Source organism: Streptomyces sp. SX-6 (assembly GCF_059089585.1).
This window is the reverse complement of the sequence record NZ_JBTHHU010000002.1, coordinates 281,450-294,036: the sequence shown is the minus strand read 5'-3', so window position 1 is coordinate 294,036 and position 12,587 is coordinate 281,450. Positions and strand designations below refer to the sequence as shown.

Here is a 12,587-nt window from a genome sequence, read left to right as displayed (position 1 = left end):
CGCCCCGTGGCCGGCCCCCGTCCGGTCACGGGGCCGCTGTTCGCCCGTCACCGCACCCCGTCCTCCTGCGGCGCGGGCAGGGGTGCCGCGGCGGGACGCCGCCGCTGCGCGGCACGGTCAATGGCTGTCAGCGCCGGTCCCGTCAGGGCCGTGGTGACCAGGGCCATCACCACGAGGGCCAGGAACAGCGGCATGGTCAGAAGGCCCGCGTCGTAGCCCGCCTTGAGCACGATCAGCTCGGTGAGACCGCGCGTGTTCATCAACGCGCCGATCCGCAGGGAGTCCTCGCGGCTCCGGCCGCCGAGCCGGGCGCCCGCGTACCCTCCGAGGGCCTTGCCCGCGATGCCGAGCAGGACGGTCGGCCCGATCAGCGCGAACGGTGCGGAACCGAGCCCCCCGATCAGTACGGTCACGCCGGTCACCACGAAGAAGACGGGCACCAGGAACCGGCCCGCCCGGGCCACCCCGGCAACCGCCTCGGCCCAGTGTCCGGTTGCCGGGACAGCGAGTCCGGCGAGCGCGGCACCGAGGATCGCGGTCATCCCCGCCCGCTCCATCGCGGTCGCCATGCCGACGGCGATGCCCACGGTCAACAGCGCGGCGGCCCACGGCCGTTCGCCCAGGTGCCGTGCCGCAGGCCCGCGCAGCACCAGCCGCAGCAGGACGGCCGTCAGGGCGCCGCAGGCGAGCACCGCCAGGGCGCGCAGGAAACCGGCGGGGCTGCCCGACGCCAGCCCGATCGCCACGGTGAGCAGCAGCCAGGACACGGAGTCGGTCACGAGCGCCGACGTGAGCGCGAGACGCCCGGCCCCGGTCGCGGACATGCCGCGGTCGGTGAGGATCCTGACCAGCACCGGCACCGCCGTCACGGACAGGGACACGGCCAGCATCAGCACGAACGCCGGCGTCGGCGCGGTGCCCCGGACGGCCGGGCCGCCGGTCAGCAGCACCCAGCCCGCCAGCAGTGCGCCCGCGCCCAGCGCGGGCACGATCGAGCCCGCCGCCACCCAGGCCGCCGCGCGTCCCTCCCGTGGCGGGGATCCGGTCCGCAACTCGTGGGTGAGGCCCACCAGGAACAGCACCAGGCCCGCTTCCGCCGTCAGTTTGAGGACGGTCAGGACCCCGGTCGGCACCAGCGTCGCGAACGTGCCGCGCCCCAGCAGCCAGACGGCCGCCGGGCCCGCGAGCAGTCCGGCCGTCAACTCGCCGACGACCTCCGGCTGCCGGGCCCTGCGCGCCGCGAACCGTCCGGCCGCGGCGACGAGCAGCACGACACCGAGCACCGCGAGCACATGCCCCGCCCGTATGCATACGTCCCCAGCGCTCACCCGTACCACTGTCCTTTCCGCCGTCGAAGGTTCTCCAGCATTCGGCCGGGCGGGATGCGGGGCAAGTGCCGTGCATTGCACACCGGTTGATGGAGGAGAAATAGATTCGGAATAGTCCGGCGGAGCAGACTCGTGACCGGCAGGCGGGGTGTGGACCCGCGCAGGGCAGGCGTGTGAACCGAGGTGCTGACGTGAGTACGCAGAACCCCGAAAAGGTCGTCATCGTCGGTGGCGGAACCGCGGGCTGGATGACCGCCTCCTATCTGAAGGCGGCATTCGGCGACCGCTTGTCCGTCACCCTGGTCGAGTCCGGGAGAATCGGCACCATCGGGGTCGGCGAGGCGACCTTCAGCGACATCCGGCACTTCTTCGAATTCCTCGGCCTCAACGAAGAGGAATGGATGCCGGCCTGCAACGCCACCTACAAACTGGCCGTCCGATTCCAGGACTGGCGGCGCCCGGGCCACCACTTCTACCACCCGTTCGAGCAGATGCGGTCCGCCAACGGCTTCCCGATGACCGACTGGTGGCTGCAGTACGGGCCGACCGACCGGTTCGACAAGGACTGCTTCGTCATGGCATCGCTGTGCGACGCCGGACGCAGCCCGCGGCAGCTCGACGGCACGCTGCTGGGCGAGGAGGTCACCGGCGGGCCGGAGGAGCCCATCGGCCTGACGATGTCCGAGCACCAGGGCAGGACACAGTTCCCCTACGCCTACCACTTCGAGGCCGCGCTCCTCGCCAAGTACCTCACCGGCTACGCGGTGGACCGGGGCGTACGGCACGTCGTGGACGACGTGCTCGACGTCCGCCTCGACGAACGCGGCTGGATCGACCACGTCCTGACGAAGGAACACGGCGAGATCGGCGGCGACCTGTTCGTCGACTGCACCGGCTTCCGGGGACTGCTGCTCAACCGCGCGCTCGAAGTGCCCTTCGTCTCCTACCAGGACACGCTGCCCAACGACAGCGCGGTCGCCCTCCAGGTGCCCCTGGACATGAAGAAGCTCGGCATCCGCCCGTGCACGACCGCAACCGCCCAGGACGCCGGCTGGATCTGGACGATCCCGCTGTTCGGCCGGATCGGCACGGGCTACGTCTACGCCGGGGACTACTGCACGCCCGAGGAGGCCGAGCGCACGCTCCGCGCCTTCGTCGGGCCGAAGGCGGCCGACGCGGAGGCCAACCACATCCGCATGCGCATCGGCCGCAGCCGCGAGTCCTGGGTGAACAACTGCGTTGCCGTCGGCCTCTCCAGCGGATTCGTCGAACCGCTCGAATCGACCGGCATCTTCTTTATCCACCATGCCATCGAGCAACTCGTCGAGCACTTCCCGGCCGCCGACTGGAACCCGAGGCTCCGGGACATGTACAACTCGGCCATCGCGAACGTGATGGACGGTGTCCGGGAATTCCTGGTGCTGCACTACAAGGCCGCCGCACGCGACGACACGCAGTACTGGAAGGACGCCAAGATCCGCGCCGTTCCCGACGCGCTCGCCGAACGCCTCGAGCGCTGGCAGGTACGGCTGCCCAACTCCGAGACGGTGTTCCCCCATTACCACGGACTGCCGCCGTACTCGTACATGTGCATTCTGCTCGGCATGGGCGGCATCCCGCTGCGGCCCTCGCCGGCACTGGCGCTCTCCGACGAAAAGCTCGCGCAAAAGGAGTTCGGGGCCATCCGCGACAGGGCACAGCAGATGGTCGACACCCTGCCCACGCAGTACGAGTATTTCGCGCGCATGCGTGGCCTCGATGGCTGAGTCCGCCGACGCGCTCGTCCGCTCGGCCGGGACGGCCACGCCCGACGGGTTCCGCGCCATGATGCGCGGCTTCCCGACGGGCGTGGCCGTCGTGACCACGGCCGACCCCGAGGGCCGGCCCCGGGGCATGACCTGTTCGTCGGTGTGCAGCGTCACCCTCGAACCGCCGACCCTGCTCGTGTGCCTGCGCGCCGCGAGCCCCACCCTGGCGGCCCTGCGGGTACGGGGCGAATTCGCGGTCAACCTGCTGCACGAGGGCGCGCAGGCCACCGCCGAACTGTTCGCCTCCGGCGACCCGGACCGCTTCGACCGCGTCGACTGGCGGCTGGGCGCCGAGGACGCGGGCCCGCACCTGTGGGCCGACACGCACGCCGTCGCGCACTGCCGGACCGGCAGCATCCTGCCGGTCGGCGACCACATGGTGGTGTTCGGGGAGGTCCTGACCGTCGCCCTGCGCCGGGGCTGCCGGCCGCTGCTCTACGGGCTGCGCCGGTACAGCAGCTGGCCCGGCGACTGACGGCCGGCGGGGTCCGCGGTGAGGATCGCGTGGTGCACCTGGCGCAACAGGGCGCCCGGGCCGACCCCGAGCTCCTCCGCGAGCATCCGCCGGCCGCGCTCGTACAGCGCCAGCGCCTCGGCCTGCCGGTCGCACCGGTACAACGACGTCATCAGCTGGGCCCGGAACCGCTCGCGCAGCGGGAACTGCCCCACGAGCCGCGTCAGTTCGGGCAGGACCTGGGCGTGCCGGCCCACCGCGAGGTCCGCCTCGATCGTGCTCTCCACCACCGCCACCCGGGCCTCCTCGATCCGCGGCCGCTCCGCGTCCGTCAGATACTCGGAGACATCGGCGAGCGCCGGCCCGCGCCACAGGGCCAGCGCGGAGCGCAGAAAACGGCGGGCCTCCTCGTGACGGCCCGCCACCAGCGCGGCCTGGCCGCGCACCGCCCGCTCCTCGAACTCGGAGAAGTCGAGCGAACCGGCACCGGCCCGGATCTGGTAGCCGGGGGAGCGGCGCACGATGCTCGCGCCGCTCCCCACGCTCTTCCGCAGACGCGAAACGTGGTTGTAGATCTGGGCGTTGTGCGTCCCGGGCGGACGGGAACCCCACAACAGGGCCGTCAGCCGGGCGTCCGAGAGGAAACCGCCCTCGGCGAGGAGGAGCGCCGCGAGGACGGTGCGCTGCTTCTCCCCGTCCAGCGGCACCGCCGTGCCGCGCTCCCACACCTCCACCGGTCCCAGAATGCGGTAGTCCACCTCAGGGCCTCACAGGTGCGGGCGTCCCCTCGACGAGGTGGTAGTCCGGCACACCGGGCTCGAGCCGCATCGCGGTCGCCGAGGCGAGGCCGAGGCCCGCGCGCCCGAACAGCTCCCGGAACTCGTCCTCGGTGCGTTCGCGGCCGCCGGTGTACACCAGGTTGTTGAGGTCGGTCAGGCCGTACGTGGCGGAGTCCTGCGGCGTGAGGACCGGGGGGAGCAGCGTCTCCACCAGCACCACCCGGCCGTCCGGGGCCATGGCGTCACGGCAGTTGCGCAGGACGGCCACGGCCTCGTCGTCCTCCCGGTCCCGCAGCACATGGCCGAGCAGACAGGCGTCGGCCCCCGCGGGCACGGAGGCGAGGATGTCGCCGGCGACGGCCTCGCAGCGGTCCGCGACACCCGCCTTCGCCACCGCGGCCATCGCGCTCTCCAGGGCCTCCGGCCGGTCGACGAGCAGACCCCGCAGGCCCGGCACGGCGGCCAGGACCGCGGAGAGCAGGGTGCCGTCGTCCCCGCTGAGGTCGGCGAGCACGCCGAACCGGGAGAAGTCGCACGCCGCAGTGATGCCGGCCGTGAGGACATGGTTGCTCCGCACCTTGGCGGCACGGAACTTCGCCGCGAGGTCCGGGTCGCGCAGGAGTGTCTCGTGCGCCGTCAGCCCGGTGCCGGGGTCACGGGGGACGGAGCCGGTCCGTACGACCTGCGTCAAGTCGCCCCAGGCACGCCACAGTCCGGGCATCGCGCCCAGCAGGATGTCGTCCCGCAGGGAGCCGGGCACACCGGTGCGCAGGAGCCTGCCGGGCCCGGTGAGCACGAAGCGCCCGGCGTCCTGCTGGCCGACCACGCCCAGGCCCACGAGCGCCCGCAGGAGCCGGCGGAGCGCGGACGGGTCGGTGCCGGTCCGCTCGGCGATGTCCCGGTAGTCGAGCGCGCCGTCCGCGAGCACGTCGGCGACACCCAGTTCCGCGGCGGTGTACAGGATCTGCGCGGGGATGTGCCCGAAGGACATCTGCGCCAGCTGTTCTTCCATCGTCACGTTCTTCCTGGTCAGATCGTGCTCAATGGCAGGGAGTTGATGCCGATCATGTCGTTGGTGGGGAAGAAGCCCGGCGGGTTCGCCGGGTCCGTGCGGAGCACGGGGAAGCGGTCGAAGAGCTTGTTCAGCGCGATGCGGCCCTCGAGCATGCTCAGCCCGGCACCGATGCAGTAGTGGATGCCGCGGCCGAACCCGAAGTGCGGGTTGGGGCTGCGGGCGGGGTCGTACTCCTCCGGAGCGGTGAACCGGCGGGGGTCGCGGTTGGCCGCGCCCAGCCACAGGAAGACCAACTGGTCGCGCGGAATGCGCTGCCCGGCGATCTCCACGTCCTCGGTGGTGCCCCGCGTGAGCGCCGCCGACGGAGGCAGCATGCGCAGCGCCTCCTCGATGGCACCGGGGACCAGCGACCGGTCCGCGCGCACCCGCGCGGCCTGCTCCGGGTAGGCATCCAGACACAGCACGGTGTTGCCCAGCAGCATCGTGGTGGTGATGTGACCGGTGACGAGCAGGATGTTCGCGACGTTCACGACCTCGTTGTCGGTGAGCCGCTCACCGTCGGCCTCGGCCAGGGCCAGCTGGGTGAGCAGGTCCTCCCTCGGGTGCCGGCGGCGCTCGGCGACATGGCCCGCCAGGTAGTCCAGCAGCGGCTGGAGCCGCTCCGTCGCGTCGCGCAGGTCCTGTGCGCCCTGTTCGCTGTCGTCGAGGAACGAGGCGCCGCTGAAGCCCTCGACGATGTTGTCGGCCCACTTCTTGAACAGCTCGCGGTCGCTGTCCGGCACCCCGAGGAGCTCGGCGATGACGATGACCGGCAGTGGGTACGCCAGGTCCGCGACGAGCTCGATCTCCGGCTTGCCGGCCATCTCCTCGAGCAGCCCGTCCACGATCTCGTGGATCCGCGGCTCGAGCCCGGCGATCATCCGGGGGGTGAAGGCCTTGCTCACCAGACCGCGGAACGTACGGTGCCGCGGCGGGTCCATCTGGGACATGTCGCCCTCGATCAGCGACGGGTCGACGCTCACGGGCAGCAGCCGCGCGGTGTCGGAGGAGAAGACCTCGGGCCTGCCGAGGATCTCGGAGGCCTCGGGATGGCCGTAGACGTTCCACAGTCCCTGCACCTCGTCGAACTGGACCGGTGCGGCGGGCCGTTCGCCCCGCAGCCAGCGGTGCTCCGGGTGGATGTTCCACCGGTCGACGACCGTCGTCATCACGCTCACTCTTCTTCCGTTGTCGTCTGGGGCGGGTCAGCCGTTGAGCACGGGCAGGCGGGCCACACCCGTGGCGTCCACCACGTGCCCGAACTTCGGCGGGTCGGCCGGATCGGTGCGCAGCCCGGGCAGCCGGTCCAGGAGGATGGCCGACGCCGCCCTGGCCTCCATCCGGGCCAGCCTCCTGCCGATGCAGAAGTGGACGCCGCGGCCGAAGCCGAGGTGTGCGTTGGGGGCGCGGCCGGCGTCGAAGGTGTCCGGGTCGGCGAACTCGCGCTCGTCCCGGTTCGCCGCGCCGCACCACGCCATGACCATCTTGTCCTCGGGAATGCGCTGCCCCGCGACCTCCGCCCCGTCCAGGCTCACCCGCATGACGCCCGCGAGCGGGCTCAGGAACCGCAGGGACTCCTCGATCAGTGTCGGTATCAGGGAACGGTCCTCGCGCACCCGCGCCGCCTGGTCCGGGAACGTCATCAGACACAGCGCCGTGTTGCCGATGAGCAGCTCGGTCGTGTGGTGGCCGTTGATCAGCAGACGGTTCGCGATGTTGCACGCCGCGGCCTCGGACAGCCGCTCGCCCTCGAACTCCGTGTGGACGAGCTGGCTCAGCAGGTCCTCGCGCGGCTTCTGCCGGCGCTCCTTGGCCAGCGAGGCCCAGTAGTCGCGCATCTCCCGCAGCATGCCGAACCGGTCGTCCAGCGTGTCGTCCTGCTCCTTGATCTCCTCGGGGGTGTCCAACTCGGCCGCATCGCCGAGGAGTTCGTCCATCCACCTCTTGATCAGGCCGCGGTCGTCCTTCGGGACGCCCAGCAGGGCCGAGATCACGGTCACCGGCAGCGGGTTCGCGAAGTCGGCGACCAGGTCGAACCGGTCCCGGTCCGCCAGGCCGTCGAGCAGCTCATGGATGATCTCGTGCACCTGCGGCTCGAGAGCGGACACCAGCTTGGGCGCGAAGGCGTGGTCGACCAGCCCGCGCAGCTTGCGGTGCTGCGGGGGGTCCATCTGCGCGAAGTCGCCCTCCTTGACCCAGTCCTCGACCGGGGTGTTCACCAGACGCCACCCGTCGTTGGAGAAGACCTCGGGCCGGGTGAGCACCTCGATGACCTCCGGATAGCCGTAGACCATCCACATGTCCAGTTGCTCGTTGTATTCGACCATGCGGCCCGGTCGTTTTCCGGTCAGCCAGAATTGCTCCGGATGTATGTCCCACTGGTCAACAAGCGAAGTCATGGCGCATATCCCTCTCAAGGTCGTTGCAGGCAGGCATGGTTGGCCCCGTCCCGGCGACGGGACAAGGACGTTCACCGTGGCGACCGTTCTTCGACGAGCCTGATGAAACGGTCCGCCGTCGAATGCGCGTAGAGGTCGCGAGGGCTCAGCTCGGGAAATCCGCGGTCCCGCATCATGCCGAGCATGCGGACCACCAGCAAGGAATTGCCGCCCATTTCGAAGAAGTTGTCCCCGCCGCGCACCGGCGTGCGCAGGCAGTCGCTCCAGATCCCGAGAATGTCCCGGGCGATTCCCTCGGGCGCGGCATCGTCCGGGCCGGGTGCCCGGCCCTCCGTGGCGGCGGCCGTCGGCGGCGGCAGCCGGGTGAGGTCCGGCTTCCCGTTCGCCGTCAGCGGTATCGCGGGGATCGCGGTGAGCGTGGCCGGCACCATGTAATCGGGCAGGATACGGCGCGCGTTGTCGAGGATCCGCCGGGTGCCGGCACCGTCCACGGGAACGACGTAGGCGTCGATCCGGCGGCTCGCCGGGTCGCCCGCAACGGCCTCGCCCACCACGACGATCGCCGCGTCCACCCCCGGGTCGTCCGCCAACACGGACCGTATCTCGCCGAGTTCGATGCGATGCCCGCGGATCTTGACCTGGTCGTCGAGCCTGCCGAGGTGGTCAAGGGTGCCGTCGGGCCGCAGCCGGCCCTTGTCCCCGCTCCGGTACAGACGCTCGCCCGTGTCCGCGTCCACGACGAACCGCAGTGCCGTCAGCTCCGGCCGGCCGAGGTACCCGTTCGCCACGCCCGCACCGCCGACATGGATCTCCCCGGCGGCACCGGGAGGAAGCACACGCCCCCGCGCGTCCCGTACGGACACCGACCAGCCCGGCAGCGGCCTGCCGACCGAGCGGGAACCCGCCGCGACATCCGCCGGGGTGACCGTCCGCGCGGTCACGTGCACCGTGGTCTCGGTGATGCCGAACATGTTCACCACACGGCACCGCGCGGGCGAATGCCGCGCGAACCAGGGCGCCAGCATCCCCACGTCCAGCGGCTCGCCGCCGAACACCACCAGCCGCAGGGCGAGTTCGCCCTTCTCCTGGCGGTCCGCCGGGACGAGCTGGGAGAACGCCGAGGGTGTCTGGCTGAGGACCGTGACACGCTGTTCCGCCAGCAGCCGGTGGAACGCGCGCGTGTCCCGGGCCACCCAGTGGGAGACGACGACCAGCCGCCCGCCGGTGAGCAGACAGCCCCAGATCTCCCACACCGAGAAGTCGAAGGCGGCCGAGTGGAAGAACGTCCACACGTCGCCCGGGCCCAGCCCGAAGTCCGCCGACGTGGCGTCCAGCAGGGCCGCCACGTTCCGGTGCGGAACGACCACGCCCTTCGGGCGGCCCGTCGACCCGGAGGTGTAGATCACGTACGCGTCGTCGTCCGGGCTCCCGGGCTCCTGCCGTGCCCCGGCACCGCCCGGCGCGGCCGGCCCGCCGGGGGCCACGACCCGCAGTCCCGCGACGGGCGGGAACGTCCCGGAGTCCCCGACGACGAGCGCCAGTCGCGCGTCCTCCGCGATGTACCGGAGGCGGTCCGGGGGATAGCGCACGTCCATCGGCACATAGGCGCCCCCCGCCTTCAGCACGCCCAGCAGCGTCACGACCAGCGAGGCATCCCGGTCGAGGCACACCCCGACCCTGCTCCCTCGGGTGACGCCCAGCGCACGCAGCCCGGCCGCGACCTTGTCCGCCCGGTCGTCGAGCTCCCGGTACGTCAGTGTGCCCGCGTCGTCGACGAGGGCCACGGCCTCCGGTTGCCGTCGTGCCATGTCCGCGACGAGCTCGTCGATCCGGGCCGTGGCACGCGGGCGGACACCCGCCCCGCCCAGGCGCACGATCCGCCGGGCCTCCTCCGCCTCGACGAACGGGACCTCCAGCAATGGGCGTTGGCCGCCATCGCCGGCCAGCCAGGCGGCCAGCCGCTCGACGGACGCACAGAACGCCTCGGCCACGGCGGGGGAGAACGCGCCCTTGTCGAACCAGCACGCCCCCGCGAACACGGTCAGCGGAAAGACGGGCGCCTGGCACGGCACGTACGTACGGTCGTCGGCGGCCGACGCCAACACCACGCCCACCGCCGGAAGTTCGCCCCCGGCCGCGGACACCGGCGCGGACGCGGCGGCCACCCGCGCGAGGACATCCGCGGGCACCGCCTCCTCCGCGCCGGTGTCCGCGACGCGCAGCACCTCCGCACGCGCGGCGTCCCGCGCGGTGTCGAGCCACCCCAGCTCGACGCCCCGGACACCGCTGTACCGGGCGACGGCCAGCGCCACCGCGGCCGGCAGCACACGCCCGTCGCGGGGCAGGGCGAGGGGACGGGCACCGACCACGCCGGCGCGCCGCGGATCCCCGAGCCCCCACTCCGCGGTGGCCCGCACCGCCGGGGGCTCCGGGGCGGGGCGCTCCGGCAGGGGCGGGACACGGACGTCCGTACCGGGGCCGGAGACCAGCACGTCGGCGACGGCGTCCAGGACGGCGCGCGGCACCCGCAGGCGCTCCGCGACGAGCACGAGGTCCGCCGTCCCGTCGGCATACCGCAGCAGCACCGCGCGCAGCGGGACCGCACGGTCGCCGAGGGGCCGCAGCGCCTCGCGCCGCGCCCGTGCCCGCGCGGCCGGGGCGTCGTACGGCTCCGGCACGGCGGTCTCCCACAGCCGCACGTCCCCCAGCTCCGGCCGCCGCCGGACGACTTCGGCCAGGCGGCCGCGGATCCGCGGCGCGCGGTCCGGGCCGGGGAGGCGCAGGACCAGGCTGTGGCACAGGCGCCCCCGGCCGGGGAGGGGCAGGGCGTCGGGCGGTGCGAGCCGCCCCGGTTCGGTGAGCGGCTTCGCGGCTGTCGCCATGGTGCGGCCTCCTGCTGGCTCGGAGCGGTCCTGGACTCTCACCGGCTGGTGAATCCGCCGTCGACGGTGAGCACCGTGCCCGTCACCTGGCAGGAGTCGTCACCGGCCAGCCAGACGGCGGCCCCCGCGACGCCGGTCGTCTCGACGAGCGCGTTCATCGGCTGGTCCCGCAGGAAGACCTCCTCGTGCTCCTCGGCGGCGATCCCCAGCGAGGACGCGATCTCCCCGAGCATCCGGCCCTCGACCAGCGGGTTGTCGCGCACCGAGCCGGGGCACAGCGCGTTGACCCGCACCCGGAAGGGCGCGTAGTCGAGCGCCGCGGCCTTGGTCAGGCCGACGAGGCCGTGCTTGGCCGCCACGTACGCGGCGAAGTTGCGGTAGCCCACGAGCCCGGCGGTGGACGCGACGTTGATGACGCTGCCGCGCCGGCGCTCCGTCATGGAGGGGGCAACGGCTTTGATCATCCGCCAGGCGCCGGAGAGATCGGTGTCCAGCATGAGCTGCCAGTCCGGCTCGCCGATCTCGTGCACGGGCACGCCCGACGGCGCGGCGATGCCCGCGTTGTTGACGAGGACGTCGATGCCGCCGAAACGGTCGAGCGCCTCCTCCACCGCCCCCTGGACGCCCGCCGGATCGCGCACGTCGACCGCGGCGGTGACGACGGCGCTCCCGTGCTCCTCGCACAGGGCCGCCGTGTGCTCCAACTGGGCCCTGCTGCCGAGCGGATACCCGACCGCCTCGATGTCATGGCCGATGTCGAGGAGCATCAGGTCGGCGCCCTCGCACGCGAACCTGACGGCGCACTCCCGGCCCAGTCCACGCGCCGCTCCCGTGATCACGGCCGTCCTGCCCTTGAGCAACATCCGTCACCGCCCGGCGATGGTGCGCAGCAACTCGCCCGGCGCATCGGCCAGGTACATATGGCCGCCCGGCAGTTCGGTGTACCGGAATTCGGCCGAGGTGGCGGACCGCCACTGCTGTGCGTGCTCGCGCGAGACCAGGGCGTCGTCCGCGCCGCGCAGTGCCGTGACCGGCACGTGCAGGGGCTCGTCCGACGACGGTTTGTAGTTCTCGTGCATGGCCACATCCGCACGCAGCACGGGCAGCAGCAGCTCGCGCAGGTCGGAGTCGGCGAGAGCGTCGTGCCGGTATCCCGCGAACTCCTGCACCCGCTCCAGGAATTCGTCGTCGCCGAGCCCGGTCGCCCGTGCGTCGCGCCCGTGCCACGGCCCGGGCGAGCCGCTGACGTACACGTGCCGCGGACCGGGCCGGCCGAGCCGCTCCAGCTCGCGCGCGATCTCGTAGCCCAGCACGGCGCCGAGGCTGTGGCCGAACAGCGCGAACCGGTCCGCCCCGGCGAGGAGACCGGCGATCAGGGGCGCGAGGTGTGCGGCGGCCTCGGTCGCCTCGGTGAAGGGTTCGTCCAGGAACAGCTCCTCGCGCCCGGGAAGTTGCAGCGGAAGGATCGTGATGCCGTACGTCGGGACGTCCTTCCAGGCGCGGTAGAAGCCGGCGCCGCTCCCGGCGAATGGCAGGCACACCAACGACAAGGGTTCTGGCGACATGGGTTTCCTCGTTCTTTCTCGAACGATTTCGCCGGGAGGCTAACCCGGCCGGTGAATCACAGGCAATCATTCCGTCGGCATCCCGTCAGCATCCTGCGGAGCACCGGGAGTTGGCTGTCCTGTCGACAGGACGGGCGGTCGTCCCGGAGGCGGAAGGCGCTTGACCGGGTCCTCCCCGGGCGTGAAGCTGGGGTCCTTCCCGAGGCGGTGTGACGTGCCCGGCAGGAGCCACCCGGAGAAATCCCGGGTTTTCGCGCGGGAATTGATGTCGGGGGACACAGCGCAATGTGAACCGATTCTCCGATCCTCTTGTTCGGG

At 72.1% G+C, this 12,587-nt stretch carries 10 protein-coding genes; 2 read left to right on the top strand and 8 right to left on the bottom strand.

Features of this window, described 5'->3' with window-relative positions; translation table 11 throughout:
• Positions 1-47: 47 nt before the first annotated feature.
• Complete coding sequence (locus tag ACV530_RS03445) at positions 48-1,328, bottom strand: cation:proton antiporter (protein ID WP_494330702.1); 1,281 nt, start codon at positions 1,326-1,328, stop codon at positions 48-50.
• Positions 1,329-1,576: 248 nt separating this feature from the next.
• Here ACV530_RS03445 and ACV530_RS03440 point away from each other — a divergent pair, with 248 nt between their 5' ends.
• Together ACV530_RS03440 and ACV530_RS03435 are read left to right on the top strand one after the other, a co-directional pair.
• Positions 1,577-3,094: a tryptophan halogenase family protein gene (locus ACV530_RS03440; RefSeq protein ID WP_494330826.1), complete on the top strand. Its 1,518-nt coding sequence runs from the start codon at positions 1,577-1,579 to the stop codon at positions 3,092-3,094.
• Complete coding sequence (locus ACV530_RS03435; protein WP_494330701.1) at positions 3,087-3,611, top strand: flavin reductase family protein; 525 nt, start codon at positions 3,087-3,089, stop codon at positions 3,609-3,611. The genes ACV530_RS03440 and ACV530_RS03435 overlap by 8 nt, the downstream gene beginning before the upstream one ends.
• Here ACV530_RS03435 and ACV530_RS03430 read toward each other — a convergent pair.
• The 7 genes from ACV530_RS03430 to ACV530_RS03400 all read right to left on the bottom strand — a co-directional run bounded on the left by ACV530_RS03430 (position 3,572) and on the right by ACV530_RS03400 (position 12,269).
• The gene (locus tag ACV530_RS03430) at positions 3,572-4,348 is read right to left on the bottom strand and encodes an AfsR/SARP family transcriptional regulator (RefSeq protein ID WP_494330700.1); all 777 of its coding nucleotides are present in this window, start codon (positions 4,346-4,348) and stop codon (positions 3,572-3,574) included. The two genes, ACV530_RS03435 and ACV530_RS03430, sit on opposite strands and share 40 nt — an antisense overlap.
• 1 nt (position 4,349) lies before the next feature.
• Positions 4,350-5,381, bottom strand: a complete 1,032-nt coding sequence (locus ACV530_RS03425) for a methyltransferase (RefSeq protein WP_494330699.1) — start codon at positions 5,379-5,381, stop codon at positions 4,350-4,352.
• Between the two features lie 17 nt (positions 5,382-5,398).
• Positions 5,399-6,592 (bottom strand): cytochrome P450, encoded by a 1,194-nt coding sequence (locus ACV530_RS03420; RefSeq protein WP_494330825.1) that lies wholly within the window; start codon positions 6,590-6,592, stop codon positions 5,399-5,401.
• 36 nt (positions 6,593-6,628) lie between these two features.
• The gene (locus ACV530_RS03415; RefSeq protein WP_494330698.1) at positions 6,629-7,822 is read right to left on the bottom strand and encodes a cytochrome P450; all 1,194 of its coding nucleotides are present in this window, start codon (positions 7,820-7,822) and stop codon (positions 6,629-6,631) included.
• A 71-nt stretch (positions 7,823-7,893) separates the two neighbouring features.
• Positions 7,894-10,704, bottom strand: coding sequence for an amino acid adenylation domain-containing protein (locus ACV530_RS03410; protein ID WP_494330697.1), 2,811 nt, complete (start codon positions 10,702-10,704; stop codon positions 7,894-7,896).
• 38 nt (positions 10,705-10,742) lie between these two features.
• Positions 10,743-11,567 carry an SDR family oxidoreductase gene (locus ACV530_RS03405; protein ID WP_494330696.1) on the bottom strand — a complete coding sequence of 275 codons (825 nt, stop codon included), beginning with the start codon at positions 11,565-11,567 and terminating at the stop codon, positions 10,743-10,745.
• A 3-nt stretch (positions 11,568-11,570) separates the two neighbouring features.
• Positions 11,571-12,269: a thioesterase II family protein gene (locus ACV530_RS03400; protein WP_494330695.1), complete on the bottom strand. Its 699-nt coding sequence runs from the start codon at positions 12,267-12,269 to the stop codon at positions 11,571-11,573.
• Between the last annotated feature and the right edge of the window lie 318 nt (positions 12,270-12,587).